The organism is Pseudomonas sp. URMO17WK12:I6, from assembly GCF_003253625.1.
Lineage (GTDB): Bacteria > Pseudomonadota > Gammaproteobacteria > Pseudomonadales > Pseudomonadaceae > Aquipseudomonas.
The window spans coordinates 573,303-588,468 of sequence record NZ_QKYZ01000001.1 but is presented as its reverse complement, the minus strand read 5'-3'; the positions used below and the strand labels follow the sequence as shown (position 1 = coordinate 588,468).

At 59.3% G+C, this 15,166-nt stretch carries 10 protein-coding genes; 2 read left to right on the top strand and 8 right to left on the bottom strand.

Translation table 11 applies throughout. From position 1 onward, the window contains the following. The first annotated feature begins 54 nt into the window (after nt 1–54). Entirely contained in the window at nt 55–951 is an 897-nt protein-coding gene (locus F475_RS02770; protein ID WP_111453084.1) for a homocysteine S-methyltransferase family protein, read from the top strand. An 88-nt stretch (nt 952–1,039) separates the two neighbouring features. Here F475_RS02770 and F475_RS02765 read toward each other — a convergent pair whose 3' ends face one another. Both F475_RS02765 and F475_RS02760 read right to left on the bottom strand, forming a co-directional pair. Then, nucleotides 1,040–1,711 (bottom strand): GNAT family N-acetyltransferase, encoded by a 672-nt coding sequence (locus F475_RS02765; protein ID WP_111453083.1) that lies wholly within the window; start codon nt 1,709–1,711, stop codon nt 1,040–1,042. 17 nt (nt 1,712–1,728) lie between these two features. Further along, entirely contained in the window at nt 1,729–2,175 is a 447-nt protein-coding gene (locus F475_RS02760) for a GNAT family N-acetyltransferase (protein ID WP_111453082.1), read from the bottom strand. Nucleotides 2,176–2,299: 124 nt separating this feature from the next. Here F475_RS02760 and F475_RS02755 point away from each other — a divergent pair, with 124 nt between their 5' ends. Then, nucleotides 2,300–3,844 (top strand): PLP-dependent aminotransferase family protein, encoded by a 1,545-nt coding sequence (locus F475_RS02755; protein WP_111453081.1) that lies wholly within the window; start codon nt 2,300–2,302, stop codon nt 3,842–3,844. Nucleotides 3,845–3,888: 44 nt separating this feature from the next. Here the strand turns inward: F475_RS02755 and F475_RS02750 are convergent, their stop codons facing one another. The 6 genes from F475_RS02750 to F475_RS02725 form a co-directional block, all read right to left on the bottom strand. Then, nucleotides 3,889–8,514, bottom strand: coding sequence for a dermonecrotic toxin domain-containing protein (locus F475_RS02750; protein ID WP_111453080.1), 4,626 nt, complete (start codon nt 8,512–8,514; stop codon nt 3,889–3,891). Between the two features lie 160 nt (nt 8,515–8,674). Beyond that, nucleotides 8,675–9,775 carry a polyamine ABC transporter substrate-binding protein gene (locus F475_RS02745; RefSeq protein WP_111453079.1) on the bottom strand — a complete coding sequence of 367 codons (1,101 nt, stop codon included), beginning with the start codon at nt 9,773–9,775 and terminating at the stop codon, nt 8,675–8,677. 12 nt (nt 9,776–9,787) lie between these two features. Then, nucleotides 9,788–10,819 carry a histone deacetylase family protein gene (locus F475_RS02740; protein ID WP_018927381.1) on the bottom strand — a complete coding sequence of 344 codons (1,032 nt, stop codon included), beginning with the start codon at nt 10,817–10,819 and terminating at the stop codon, nt 9,788–9,790. 163 nt (nt 10,820–10,982) lie between these two features. Continuing rightward, on the bottom strand, nt 10,983–12,872 hold the full coding sequence (locus F475_RS02735) for an ankyrin repeat domain-containing protein (protein WP_146602928.1): 1,890 nt from the start codon (nt 12,870–12,872) through the stop codon (nt 10,983–10,985). A gap of 71 nt (nt 12,873–12,943) precedes the next feature. Next, nucleotides 12,944–13,936 (bottom strand): AraC family transcriptional regulator, encoded by a 993-nt coding sequence (locus tag F475_RS02730; protein ID WP_111453077.1) that lies wholly within the window; start codon nt 13,934–13,936, stop codon nt 12,944–12,946. 108 nt (nt 13,937–14,044) lie between these two features. Then, nucleotides 14,045–15,049: an asparaginase gene (locus tag F475_RS02725; RefSeq protein ID WP_111453076.1), complete on the bottom strand. Its 1,005-nt coding sequence runs from the start codon at nt 15,047–15,049 to the stop codon at nt 14,045–14,047. Between the last annotated feature and the right edge of the window lie 117 nt (nt 15,050–15,166).

The window sequence follows — 15,166 nt, the reverse complement described above, 5'->3', positions numbered from 1 at the left end:
ATAAGAACGACTCTGATAGTGAGTTATTTTCATAAGCTTATGAGTGAAAAGCATATGGGCGCAGGGACGGTAATTCTGGATGGTGGCATGGGTCGGGAGCTGCAGCGCCGAGGGGCGCCGTTCAGGCAGCCCGAGTGGTCGGCGCTGGCCTTGAGCGAAGCGCCGCAGGCGGTGGAGGCGGTGCACGCGGCTTATATTGAAAGCGGTGCCAACGTGATCACCAGCAACAGTTACGCGGTGGTGCCGTTCCATATTGGTGAAGCGCGTTTTACCGCTGAGGGTCAGGCGCTCGCGGCATTGGCCGGTGAGCTGGCCCGGCGTGCAGTCGATGCTTCGGGCCAAGCGGTTCGTGTGGCCGGCTCATTGCCGCCGTTATTCGGCTCCTACCGCCCGGACTTGTTCGACGCTGCTCGGGTGACTGAACTGCTGAGCCCTCTGGTCAATGGTCTGGCGCCTCATGTCGACCTGTGGCTGGCCGAAACCCAGAGTTCGATCGTCGAAGCACGGGCGATCCATGCCGGTCTGCCGAAGGACGGCAAACCGTTCTGGCTGTCGTTTACCTTGAAAGATGAAGACACCGACGAAGTGCCGCGTTTGCGCTCCGGTGAACCGGTGGCTGAGGCCGCTGTAGTGGCGGCTGAGTTGGGTGTCGAGACTTTGCTGTTCAACTGCAGCCAGCCGGAAGTGATCGGGGCGGCGATTGATGCGGCGCGGGAAACCTTCGAGCGCCTGGGGGTGAAGATTCACATTGGCGCATACGCCAACGCCTTCCCGCCGCAGCCGAAAGAGGCCACGGCCAACGACGGTCTGGATCCGCTACGCGACGATCTCGACCCGCCGGGTTACCTGATGTGGGCGGCTGACTGGCAGAAGAGGGGAGCCAGCCATTTGGGCGGGTGCTGTGGGATCGGGCCGGAGCATATTGCGGTGTTGGCGCAAAAGCTGGTGTAAAAAGAAAGATCAAAAGATCGCAGCCTTCGGCAGCTCCTGCGCGCCAGTGGGCGCTGCCGAAGGCTGCGATCTTTTGTCGTTAAGGCTTTTAGCTCCGGCACTCCGTCAACGTTTTCACCTGCCCCGATTCCGTCTGGTTTTCATCGCTCAACCACCGCTCGAACCCCGCCTGAATCGTCGGCCATTCCGAATCCAGAATCGAATACCACGCCGTGTCACGGTTCTGACCCTTGACCACCATGTGCTGGCGGAACACCCCCTCAAAACTGAACCCCAACCGCTCCGCCGCGTACTTGGAGCGGGCATTGCTGTTGTTGCACTTCCATTCCAGGCGCCGGTAACCCAACGCAAAGGCTTCCCTGGCCAGCAGGTAAACCGCCTCGGTACTTTTCGGCGAACGCTGCATCGGTGCGCCGAAGGTCACATGGCCGATCTCGATACGCCCCTGGGCAGGAACGATCGACATCAGGCTGAGCAGGCCCTGCACCTCGCCGCTGACACGGTCGATCACACTGAAGAAATACGGATCGCTGTTGGCCGCATGGTTGTTCAGCCAGTCATTGAACGCACTGCGTTCCGGGAAAGGACCGTAGGGCAGATAGTCCCAGAGTTTCGGGTCTGAGCCCGGGCCTTCCAGGGCTTTCCACAAACCGTCGGCGTGGCGCGCCGGGTCGAGTTTTTCCAGGCGAATGAAACGCCCTTCGATCAGTTGGACCGAGGGCGCCGGAACGCCTTTCCAGTCTGCGAGTGAAGTCGACATGGTGTTCTCCTTGAACCTTAAAGGGCTTTGCGAAACTGGATGAAACCGGGCCGTTCGGCGATGCGCTCGTAGAGCTGGATCGCGGTGGTGTTGGTTTCGTGGGTCAGCCAGTGGACCTTGCAGCAACCGTCGGCCTTGGCTGTGCTGTAGACGAATTCGATCAGTTGCCGACCGACGCCGGTGCCACGAGTTTCGGGTGTCACCAGCAAGTCTTGCAGGTAACAGGAGTTTTCGATGCTCCAGTTCGAGCGGTGATAGATGAAATGCACCATGCCCACCGCTTTGCCGTCGACCCAGGCCAGCGCCCCGTGGGTCGGTTCGCTCGGGTCGAGCAGGCGCTGCCAGGTGCTTTGAGTGACCGCCTCGGGCAGCTCGGTGTTGTAGAAGCGCAAGTAAGCTTGCCACAACGGCAGCCAGGCAGCGTGATCGTCGGCGGTGACCTGGCGGATGTCGATCTGACTCATGTTCATTCCTTAACGCGTCAAAGTGGCAGGTACATGGAAAATTCCTTGGCGAATGCCTTCATCCTAGGCAGGCTAATGGTCTGTTGTAAGAGCCATTAATGACCAATTTCATAGGTCCATTGTCATGTCGAATACGCCGCTTCCCTCGTCGTTCAACCCGGCGGGTATCGAACTCGACCGCCGCCAGGGCCTGAGTCGACAGCTCTATCAAGCGCTGCGGGTACGCGTACTCGACGGACGATTGGCCAGCGGCACACGACTGCCGGCCAGTCGCGATCTGGCTACGGCCTTATCGATTTCCCGCAACAGCGTGGTTCGTGCCTACGATCAGCTTTACGCTGAAGGCTTCATCGAGGGGCGTGTGGGTGACGGGACTTACGTGGCGCAATTGCCTCAGGCAGCGTTACCGGCGAAAAAATTATCCACAAAAGTATCCACAGGCTTTTCAACAGGGTTACCCACAACCTTATCCACAAATTGGCTGGATTTACCTGTTGTTCCATCCAGTAAAGTTATCCACAGCAGTGCTTTGGGGCGCGTTGAAAAGAATCATTTGGCTGTGCCGCCTGGTGGTCCGCCGCGCGCATTCAGGGTCGGCGTGCCGGCGTTCGATCTGTTCCCGTTCGAGGTTTGGGCCAAGCTGAATGCGGCTTTCTGGCGTAAGCCGGATTTACAGCAGCTGTGTTATGGCGACCCGGCAGGCGATGAACGCTTGCGCGGATTGATTGCTGCCTACTTACGCAGCTCGAGAGGGATGCAGTGCGCCGCTGAGCAAATTGTGATCACCAGTGGCGCGCAGCAGGGGATCAGCCTTTGTGCACAGTTGCTGGTGGAGCCTGGCGATGGGGTGGGGATTGAAAATCCGGGTTATCGTGCTGCCGGCCATGCCTTTGCGGTAGCCGGGGCGCGGCTGCACGGTGTGCCGGTGGATGAGGAGGGGATCGACTGCAGCGCCTTGGCGCAGTTGAGCGATTGCCGGCTGGCTTACGTTACGCCTTCCCATCAATACCCGACCGGTGTGGTCATGAGTCTGGCCCGGCGTCTGGAACTGCTCGCCTGGGCCGAGGGTAACCAGGGCTGGATCATCGAGGACGACTACGATGGCGAGTACCGTTACAGCGGCGCGCCACTGGCGCCGCTGGCGGCACTCGATCGCCATGGGCGGGTGCTGTATGTCGGCACCTTCGGCAAGGTCGCTTTTCCGGCGTTGCGCCTGGGTTATCTGGTGCTACCGCCGGGCCTGGTGGACGCATTCGCGCAGCGTCGGGCGGTGGATGTGCGGCATTCCGAAGTGAGCACTCAAGCGGTGATGGCCGAGTTCATGGCCGCCGGGCATTTCCAGCGGCACATTCGCCGGATGCGGCGTGCCGCCCTCAGCCGTCGCAATTGTTTGTTGGGCGGCTGGCCGGCGGAGATGACCGGAGTGGGTAGCCTGCCCACCGTCTCCGCCGGGCTGCACATGACGGTTTCGGTGGACAGCCTGGCCCGCGAACGGCGACTGATCGAACAAGCGGAAAGCGTGGGTGTGGAGATCAATGGCTTGAGCAACTATTGGCTACCGGACTCCAGGACACCAGTCGATCAGCGCGCCGGTCTGGTACTGGGTTTCGCGGCGGTGCCCGAGGCGGCGATCAAGGCAGCGCTCGGGCGGTTAAAAACAGTCTGGTGACGGACTGAGTAGCGTGGGTCTCGGGTTCAAGTCGGACGTATGGCTTACGACCCTGTTGCAGAAGGTGGTGTCTGCGTGAAGAACAGTTCTTTGGCTTGTTGCGGGCTGATCTCACTGCGATAGACAGCAATCAGCTCATGATTGCTGGTGGTCGCACGCCAGTCGAAGCGCCCCTTCAATAATCGTTGGTCACGGGTTTTCAGGTGAGCCGCCGTGAACGAATCGACAGGACCGGTGGGCCCTGCGTAATGGAGGTGCGCGTACCACAGCGGTTTCCGGGTTTTTCGGTCAAGAATTTCGTATTCCTGAAGGTAATCCTTCCCAGGGCCTTTGAGTCGTTTGCGTTCGCCGTTGCGGACGATGTCGACAACGTTTTTGCTCCGCAACCACTCGATGCGTGCGGCAGTGGGAGGTTGCAGTTTGATCATTTCCACTCGGGTCATATGACCCTCTGAGTAAAGCCGCGCTACTGCTTCGGTGAGCTGTTTTTTCAGGGTTTTGGCTGAATCCGATTGAGTGTCCGGGGTGTTGCCGGTACTCAAGGCCTCTTCAATTCCATCGGCTGCGCGTTTCAGCTTTCCGGCTTGCTGTTGGAACATGTCCTCTATTTCTACCGGAATCCGGTTCGGGCGCTTTGCGTGTGCTCGGGTGCGGTGAATGAAGGTTTCCAGATCATTGAGCAGCGCCTGGCCGACCTCTACCTGGGCACCCAGATCCAGAACCAGGCCGGTTGCCGGTGAAGGCTTTCTGGTCGCTCGCTCAAGCCAGACGCCGGGCGATTTCTCATGAAAGGTAGCAATGACTTTGCCTGTCATCGGCTCGGTGACGTCGACCAGAACCTCATCGACCGGCGTGTCCTTGCGGACTTCACCGACGACTATGCCTTTGTAACGGGTCTTGATGATTTTTTTGCGCGGCGGTGCTGCGACTCGTGAGGGACCAGGCTTGGGCTCCAGGGCCTCTCGTTCGCGCAGCAACTGCACCAGGTAGTTGACCGTCGCCTGATGGAACTCATTGGTTCGCTTGCGCAGACGGTCAAACTGCTGCTGAGCCAGTTGCTCGGGGTAGTCGGTTGCGAAGTCTTCAAGGCGCTGGTCGATTGCCGTGAACTGACTCACCAGGGTATTGAGGGTCTCGATGCGTTCACCAAGGTTGAGTTCGTTATCCTCAAGGGTTACATCCAGGGATGCCTGAATGGTCAGGTCGGCATGCTCACCGATACTGTCCATGGCAATCCTGGCCTCGGCCATGAGGGGGGTATTGCCTTCTTTCAAGCACAGCTCCTTGGCCAGGGTGACCTGGAATGCTTTCAGATCCTGCACGTCAAAGGTGGGTAATTTCTGCTTGTACTCGTGGGTCAGCTCGGCGGCGTTCTTTCCGAGCGTGCTCAGTTCCTGGAAGCGCGATTGAGCGAACTCGATCTTGTTTATGAGCTCTTCGGTCAGGTCCGTCATTTTCTGCAGCGTGCCGCGATCCAGCTCTTTTCCTTCTGTCTCCGCTTGCTCAAGCAGCTCGAAAGTACGACGTAGCGTCTGGGTATAGGTGGTGTGCTGTTGATCGATTCCGGTTTGATTGAAGAACAGCTGGGTGCCCAGCAGTTCGACCATGGCGGTGCGGTAATTGGGGACCGTGTCGAGCCTGTTCAGGGTTTTCAGCCGGTCGAGTGCCACGTCATAGTCCTTCAGGCGTGTGTCCAGTTTGTCGAGGAACAGCTGGCGCCTGGCTTCAGCGGATGTGCCGGGTGCATTGTTCAGGGCGGCATGGGCGCTCGTAAGCTCGGCGCGTTTGCTGTCCATCTCCAGGTCGAATGCCGCCAGTTGTGTGCGAAGTTCGGTGATGCGCGCCTTGTTCTCGCGCTGTATCTGTTCCCTGCGACTTTTCAAGCCGCCACCACGCAGTCGTAGCCGGGTATCGACGAACCATTGACCTGTTTGGTTGTTGACCAACAGCGGGCCGGTGCGCGAGGTTGGTTGGCGGGAGTCAATAATCAGCACATCGTCGTTATCGTTCACGGTGACCTCGAACCAACGCTCGCCGATGTTGGCGTACCATTTTTGCCCAAGGGCCGAGAGGTGTTGGTGCGGACCTTGCTCGATCGCGGGTTGGCCAAGGCCTTCGGGTTTTGGAATCTTGAAGCTATCGAGCAGGTGTCCCAGGCTCAAGCGAGAACGGATCAGTGCAGTGTCTGAGTGGAGCGATGTTTCGTGTAAGGCCGGCAGAGTGTCAGTGGCGACATCGGGTTTGCGGGTCACGCTGACTTTTTCTGCAAGAGCTGTCTCTCGTGGCCTGCTGCCGTGGGGTGTGGTGGTTTTCTGTGCGGATTCGCGTGGTGCGGTTGCGTGACTGACGAGCACCATCGCGAGGGTCAGGAAAACGTCGGTCAAGGCGGCCCACTCGTGTTGGCCATCGGCATTTTCCCTGGCATCGGCTGCTTGTTGCAGGTCATCCATGATTTGCCAGATCCAGGCGGCCGTGCCCACCGTGCGTCCGAGGAAAGGCAAGGCGGCATTGAAGATCATCCAGGCACTTTGCTTGAGCGTGGCCCAACGACTTTCAGCGTTTGATACCGATTGCCGGTCCGCCAGAGTGATCAGCGCGCTGGCATTGGCGTTGAAGAGCGTTGGCATCAGCTCGTCTTCGATCACCCTTTCACCGAAGGAAATCGGGCCTGTCATCGTCAGCGGCGTCAGTGGATCGACCAGCAATTGCGACAGGCTCCAGACCGAGGGCAGTTCACCAGGGAAAACGTAGCGGGCGTAGTTGGTGCGGGCGTTGTCAGGTAACCAGGCGAGTACCGACAGGCGTAATTCTTTCGAATGTTTGATCGCATACAGCAGATTCTCGGTAGAGGGATACTGGATTAGCGCAGGAGCGAGTAATGGCCGGTAGAGCAAGACCGGTCCGGTACCCTGTCCCCTTGGGCCGATCACGAACATGTTATCGACCTCATCGGGCGTAGCGTCAGGTTCGAGACTCGGGAAGAAGGCCAGCGGGCGCATGACGATCTCATGCCCGTCCACTCGGCGGTTCTCGCTGGAAGACGCCATGACAGCGGCCACGTATCGATAGCCTCGCTCATCGATGCCGGCCTCGCCGCGGATTTTGTTTTGCAGTGCCAGCAGTGGCAGTTGCAGGCGCAAATGACGAGCGTAGAGGTTTTTCCGGCGCTGTGAGTCCGGGGAAGCGTCGATCAATGTGCGCTTGATGAGTGCGGGGTAGGTCTGGCCGATGTTTACCTGACTCACCAGTCCTTCAAGGTAGGCGGGTGTCATCCATACCGGAACTGCGTCAGCGTTTTTGCAATGCACGACCTTGTTGCCTGGAGGGATCGCAATCAGGTTTTCCAGTGCAAGTTCGGTGAGAGGAATTCTGGTGATATCGGTCTTGCCGGGAAGCACGAAGGTGCCCCAGACGACGGGGCTGGTGACGACGATTTCGATGTCTTCGAGTTTCAGCTTTGCCGCGTCGGGATGTTCTATGAGCATCTGACGTCGAATAGCCTGGAGGGCGAAGTCCTGAATCGACGGGATGCCATCCTGAAAGGATTTGCCTGCGTTTTCAGCTTGCAGTTGTGCCAGGTCCATCAAGTATCGGCTGTAGGAGCTCAGATCCGCCGACGAGGCCTTCGCGAGCCAGGCGGGTAGCAAGTCGTGTATTCGGCTGAAGCGCAAATACTCTTTGGCGCTCAACCCATCGAAGTCGTTCGCGACACTGCTGACATGATGCCCGAGGTTGGACCCGGGGAGTGGGGTGGAGGCGTTTATCTCCCCGATTGTGTCGCTTTGAAGGGCAATCATGGTACAGGCCTGGATGTCGAAAAAATTGCCGCTCGGCTCAAACAGGCGCCATTGCAAGGCAGATACGGGCGTTTCGAGGTAGGCGAGCAATGACTCGCCCAACTGCTCCAGGGAGTCGAACGACTGGAAATCGTTGGCAATCGAATACGTGAGGATCAGTGTGCGTTGCCCGACAACGCCAATCAGCACCGCAATATCGAGGAGGCGCAGGTGTTTCGACGTCTCGCCATCCTGAATATCCAGATCGATCAGATAGGTTCTGCTCAGGTACTTGTCGTGGGGTAACCGTACTGCCAGGTCCGGGTAATTGAAGAGGTTGCGGGCCATTGCGCACTGGTCGTCGTCCCAGCCTTTGACGCTGCGAACGTTCCAGATATTGCGTAGCGCGCGAGACAGTTCCTGCCAACGGGGCATTGCCGCGCTGCCGGTCTGGTTCCAGAAGTCCAGCTGCTGTTCTTGATACGCCACGAATAGCAATGGCGCGAGCTCGTTGATCAGGCGTCCGATCGCATCGATTTTGACCGGGAGCGGGATCGGTGAGGCGTCGTGTGGTTGCCGCGAGAGGAAATGTTCGCCATCGATATAAGTCACTGTTGTTTTGCGCAGGCCGTGCCTGACTAGCGTACCTGTGAGTGATTCAATCCGACTGATGCCGGGAATCACCTCCCCCTCGACGATTTGCCATGTCGGCGTCACAACGAAGACGAGAGCGGGATTGATGTCCAGTTGAGGGTACAGCGCTTTGAGTGCCGGCCTCAGTGCGGTTGAGGCAACCTCGCGGATTGAGGGGCCGGAGGACAGTTGCCTTAGCAAATCACTGAAGAGGGGGACCGAGGCGCCAGATACCGGCTTGGTCGTTGAACTATCGGGCATGGCCATTTCCTTATGATGTTTTTATTGGCGATGGAGTGCACCGCCGATTGGGCAAATCGCAAGGTAGAGGGCGGGTGGATGGGTCAGGTGGTATTTATTTAGAGCCAACAATAAAAAGACCCGCATCCATGCGGGCCTTCAGATCAGATGAGTGAGGGTTTCAGGTCCCGGACTTGATCTTGGTCCAGGCCCGGGTCCGTGCCCGTTCAGCATCGCGAGGCAAGGGTTGCAGGGTGTAAAGCGTGCCCATCGCCGTTTCGGTCGGGTACAGGTTCGGGTTGTTGCGAATCGCCGGGTCGACCATTTCCGTGGCGTCCTTGTTCGGGTTCGGGTAGCCGACGAAGTCGCTGACCGGTGCGATGACCTGAGGTTGCAGCAGGTAGTTGATGAAGGTGTAGGCGTCTTCCGGGTTTTTCGCGCCTTTGGGGATCGCGAGCATGTCGAACCAGATCGGCGCGCCTTCCTTGGGCAGGCGCATGTCGACGATCACACCATTCTTGGCTTCCTTGGCGCGGTTGGCGGCCTGGGAGAAGCTGCCGGAATACCCGACCGCGACGCAGATGTCACCGTTGGCGATGTCGGCCATGTACTTGGACGAATGGAAGTAGGTGATGTACGGCCGGATCTTCATCAGCAGCGCTTCAGCCTTGGCGTAGTCCGCCGGCTTCTTGCTGTTGGGGTCCAGGCCGAGGTGTTGCAGGGCCAGCGGCAGGATCTCCGAAGGTGAGTCGAGCAGGGCCACGCCGCACTGCTTGAGCTTGCTGATGTTCTCTTCCTTGAAGATCAGGTCCCAGCTGTTCACCGGTGCGTTGTCACCCAGCGCAGCCTTGACCTTGGCCGGGTTGAAACCGATCAGGATGGTGCCGTACATGTAGGGCACGGCAAATTTGTTACCCGGGTCGTTGGCTTCGATCAGCTTCATCAGCTTGGGGTCGAGGTGGTTCCAGTTCGGCAGTTTGCTGCGGTCCACTGGCTGGAATACGCCGGCTTCGATCTGCTTGGCGAGGAACACGTTGGACGGCACCACCACGTCGTAGCCGGAGTTGCCGGTCAGCAGCTTGGCTTCCAGCGCTTCGTTGGTGTCGAAGATGTCGTAGACCAGTTTGGTCTGGGTGTTCTGAGCCTTGAAATCGTCCAGGGCTTTGGGGGTGATGTAGTCGAACCAGTTGTAGACCCGCAAAGTACGTTCTTCAGCATGGACGGCGCCACTGAGCAGGGTGGCGCAGAGCGCTGGAGCGATAAGACGCTTGAGTCTGTTCATTCTTCTAATTCCTCATTGGGCGCTTTCAAAACCTTCGAGAACGTTCACGGCGTTGATGCCGATTTCTTCTACCGCGTAACCGCCTTCCATCACGAACAGCGTCGGCTTGCCGAGGCCTGCGATGCGGGTACCCATCGCCAGGTAATCCGGGCTGTCGAGTTTGAATTGGGAGATGGGGTCGTCCTTGAACGTATCGACGCCCAGGGACACGACAACGATGTCGGCGCCGTACGTTTCGATCTCTTTGCAGGCTTGTTCCAGCGCGGCGCTCCAACGGTCCCAAGCACTGCCGGCGGGCAACGGGTAGTTGAAGTTGAACCCTTCGCCTGCGCCTTCACCGCGTTCGTCTTCGTAGCCGAGGAAGAACGGAAACTCGGCTTCTGGATGACCGTGGATCGAGGTGAACAGCACGTCGCTGCGTTCGTAGAAAATCGATTGAGTGCCGTTGCCGTGGTGGTAATCGACATCGAGGATCGCGACCTTTTTATGGCCCTGATCGAGGAACGCTTGAGCGGCGATGGCAGCATTGTTGAGGTAGCAATAGCCGCCCATCAAATCGCTGGCGGCATGGTGTCCCGGTGGACGGCACAGGGCGAAGGCACTGCGGGCGCCGCGCTGGATCGCCGCTTGGGCCGTGAGGGCAACTTGCGCTGCGCTGTACGCCGCTTGCCAGGTGCCGGCGGTAATCGGTGCGCCGCCGTCGAAGCTGTAATAGCCGAGTTGGCCGTGCAGGCTGGTGGGCATGATTCGGCGCAAGGTGCGGGCCGGCCAGGTGTAGGGCAGCAAGTCACCGTCGGTATTGAATGCGGTCCAGCGCGCCCAGGCGCCTTTGAAGAAGTCGAGGTAGTCGCGGCTGTGGATGCGCGCGATCGGATCAAGGCCAAAGTCTTTCGGCACTTCAACCGGGCCGAGGTTCTGGTCCTTGACCCGTTGCAATACGTGATCGGCCCGTGAAGGCATTTCGAAGCAGGGCATCAATTGCCCGTCCATCAATTCACAACGGCCGTGGTGCAGGTGGTGATCGTCCGAGTAGATCGTCAGCATTGTTGTTCTCCGCAGGCTGATTCGGTTTGAACACAGTCTTGCGGCAGGCGACGTTTGGGAGAACGGCAGGAAAGGCCAAAAGGGGATCTATGTGGCCAAAACATTTGACCGAAATTCGCCCCTTATTGGCGCGGGAGTGCCCCGGTCCGGGGCAATAAAGTGCTCAAGCGCTCGGAATGGAGCCTGCCTCTTCCGGGAAGTACCGTTGCAGTACTTGCAGCATGTCTTCACGTTTGCGTTGTTTTAACCAAAAACGCATCACTGCCAGGTTATCTCCCTTGCACTGGTGACCGGCGCGAGGGTCGGCGCCTTTTTCCAGCATCAACGTGAACAGGTCTAGCGTTTGTTGCTGGTAGGCGACAGGGTCCATTCCGCTCGACAGGTCCCGTCGGGCCAGGCGCAGCAGTGCCGGTTCGAGTACCTCTTCATTGCTGTTGCAGGTGCCTTCTCGATAACCCACGTCCAACTGTGCTCCGCTGTTGATCAACCGTGCAGCGGCAGGGTAGGCGCCGCTTTCGATTGTGAGGTAAAGCACGGATCGACCTTCTTTCTTTTCTCGCAGGTCGAGGTTCTGAGGGTACTTGAGCAGCCAAGTGAACAGGTCGGAATCCATGATCGTGGCGTGTTGCATCAACACGGTTTCACCGTTCAGATCGGTCTCGTCGATGGCGGCTCCCGCTTCGAGCAAAAATTTTAGGCGCCGGGCCTTTTCGGGGTCTTTGCTTTCCCGGCGATCCTTGTACAGCGCCTGCATCACCAAAGGCTCGCTGCCATTAAGGCCTTGGGTCTTTGCGCCGTGCTCCAGCAGCAAGCGAGCGATTGCAAAGTTGGGTTTATCCAGTGAATGCAGCAACGCACTGCGCCCATCCTCGCCCTGGGTATCGGCAGGAATGCCGGCTTCCAAAAGACTGCGCACGCGGGTTTCATCCTGAGCGTCGACCGCTTGCAACAGCGGCCATTGAGCCTTGCAGGTTTGCGGATCGCCCTGGGTGATATTCAGCCTTTCCAGGACCCGATCGGGAATGCTCATGTCGCGTGCCAAGCGCAGGCCGCAGTAAATTCGGTAGTACTCCAACGCCTGTGCGTGGTTGGTGGTGTACGCGGGGGTCTTTTCGTACCAGGACCACTGCAGGTCTGCCATGTTCAGATAGGTCGGGATACGTTGAGGATCGCGGCGAATGACTTCCTTCAACAAATTGATGGTGACTTTGTCCGGCGTGTTTGCACTTCGCCAGAAAGCGATGTCATTAAGCAGGCCGGCGAAATCTTTCTGGTCGGCGCCGACAACGCGAAAGTCAGTGTTGAGAAACAGCTCTTCGACTTTCTTCAGGCCCGGGCCTTTGTCCTTGGCTTTGGCCAGTTGCTGGTGCAGCTCACGCAGTTGTTTCGCGCCGTCACCGGCGTCGTAGGGTTGAGCCGCAATGCTGAAACTGAATGCCTCGTCCGGGACGTGGTAACGCAGCGCCGGCCGCGAAGATTCCAATGCCTTGAGCCAGGCGTCTGAAGTGTCCGGGAGGGTCGCTTGCAGCGCCTGGAAAACCAGGTGCTGATCGTTTGGGAAGCGCCCGATAGCCAGCAACGGCGTGCCCGGATTGCGGCTGTCGACCAGCAGGTAACGTTTGGTGTCCCAGCCGTTGCGCCCACATTCAAAGCTCAGCTCGTTCACCGCGATGCCTGGCGCCAACTCGATATGCGAGGCGCTGGGACTCATGACGAGGTTTTCCTGACTTTTGGTGCAGTCATGGAATTCTTGCGCAGTCATCAGCGGTATCGGGCCGAGCTTATAGGCGCGCTCCCGATAGTTTTCATCGCGATAAACATTCAGATAAAACAAACCGCGATACTGGCTGAGCAAGCCGACCATGGGCGGTGAGACGCCCGTCGCACTTTCCGTGACGGCTGTAGGGACGATGGCAATCTTGTATTCGGGGGTATCGACCACGGCTTGAGGGGGCAGGCCAAACCAGTCCATTTGAATGGCCTGTGCGGCCAGGGGCAGGTTGAGCAGCAAGGCCAGCAAGGCAGCACGCGTGCAAAGAGAAGAGAAGGGCATCAAGCAGGAACACCGGCAAAGATTGGGCTGCGTAATGTAGTTCAGCCCGGTCGGATGTGCCTGGTTTTATCTCAAGGCCGGAACTGGCTCGGTGCCACGCCACTCCAGCGCACAAACGCATGCCGGAAGCTCGCGGTCTCGCTGAACCCCAGTGCTTCGGCGATTTGATAGATCGGCAGTTGATCCTCGCAAAGCATGCGTTTGGCCTGTTCGAATCGCAGTTCATCGAGCAGTTCCTGATAGCTGCATCCCAGGTCTTTCAGATGTCGGCGCAGGGTGCGCGACGAGCAGTTCAACTGTTCGGCCAGCCCGTCCAGACCCGGTGCCGCGCTCAGTTGCGCGGCGAGCAATTGGCGGATGCGCCCGAGCCAGGCCTGACGCCCGGTGAACTCGGTGTTTTGCTTGCGGCAGCGTTCGGCCATGGCCTGGTGGGTAATGGCGTCGGCCAGTGGCAGGGGGTGTTCGAGCCAGCGCTTGTCGAAGGCAAATCCGTTGGACGCTGCATCAAACTGCAACGGACAGTCGAAACGCTCGCTGTAGCGCGTCTGATAGTCCGGTGCCGGGTAATCGAAGCGAGCGCCAAGCAGAGGTAGAGGGTGGCCGAGCAGGTCTTCGCAGGTGACTTTCATCGAGACCAGGCAAAACTCGACATTGAACGGTGCCAGCGCGGGGTTTTCCCGGTAGTCGCCCGCGGTGAGCCAGATGCGCTCGCCATCTTCCTCCAGGCTCAACTCGAACAGTGTTCCCAATAGCGCCGGGTAGTGCAGTGCCAGTTGCAAGGCGTCACCTAAAGTGGCGCTGGTGAGTAAGGCGTACCCGAGCATGCCATAGGACGAAACGTGCATCCGCCGGCCCAACTCCAGACCGATATCGTGGCGCAGCGCGACGGCGTTGGCGCATACCAGCATCTCTTGATTGGTGGTGATGCGCGTGTCCGCCCGGCTCAGATCCGCCACGCTGATGCCGCTGCCGGCCAATAACGCCTCGCTGGACAGGCCTTCGGCCTTGAAGGTGTTGAGCACCAGGGAGACGGCGTTGAGGGTGGTGAGGTGGGAGTGGAGCATGGAGTCTTCCAGCGTCGAGATGCTGGAACGGGAGCAAGTTATGTGCCCAATAACGATCTTGTGGGAGCGGGCTGTGGCGAGGGGGCTCCCACAAGGTTATGTGTTGTGTCAGCTCAGTTCGCCACACAGGTCGAGTTCGACCAGCCGCCGAACTTCAGCGGTTTCAAGCCCTGCACCGAGCAGCCCATGCAACTTGCCGAGCGCCGCCTCGCGAGTCATGCCGCCACCGGACAACAGGCCGGCATCGCGCAAGCGGCTGCCCGCCTCATACACGTCGAGCTTCACGCCACCCTCATGACATTGGGTGACCGCAACCACTACCACGCCATTGTCTCGTGCCCGTTCCAGGCTGGCGATAAACCCGGGGTTGTCGCTTGGTCCGGTACCGCTGCCATAACATTCCAGCACCAGACCCTGAATACCGCTGTTGAGCAGGCCATCCAGTTGCTCGGCGCCGATGCCGGGGAACAACGGCAGCACCGCGACCTTCGCCAGTTGCCTTGGCTGGTTGTAGTTCAGTTGGGCAGGTATCGAGGAAGCTTTCACGCCGCCGCCCTGACGCTCCAGTCGCTTGAACGGATGACGACCGAAACTGCGAACCTTGGCGCAGCGGGTCGGGTCGAGCAGTTCGCCGTGGAAGTACAGATGAACACCCGGCGCCAGGCCTTGGCCAAGGGCACCCAGTGCACCACTGATGTTTTCCCAGGCATCACTGTCGGTCACGCCGGCCGGCAGCATGGAGCCGGTGAAACATACACGGGCGTTCAGGCCGAGCAACTGGAAGCTCATGGCCGCGGCACTGTAGGCCAGGGTGTCGGTGCCATGCAGGATCAGCACGCTGTCGCAGCCCTGGACATCAACGGCGTCGACCACCGCTTCACGCAGTTGCTGCCAGTACGCAGGGGTCATGTTGGCGCTGTCGATCAGTGGCGACATCTCGCGAAAGCGCCACTGCGGCACCACCAACTCAGGCTGGCCGTGCAGGTAGTCGCGCATCCGCGCTTCGAAACCGGACGCCGGGGCCAAGCCGTGGGCACTGGCTTGCATGCCGATGGTGCCACCGGTGTATAGCACCATGACGTGCTGCGCGGCAGGGTAAGAGGCGGAATTCATTGATGGGTCTCCTGGACGAATGCACCTTGCGCCGCAGCATGCCTGCGTGCGCAAGGTGTGTCACGTCGAGTGGCAGGACGCCACTCGTTGCGGTCTGTCGCGGCGGGTGGCGGGGAG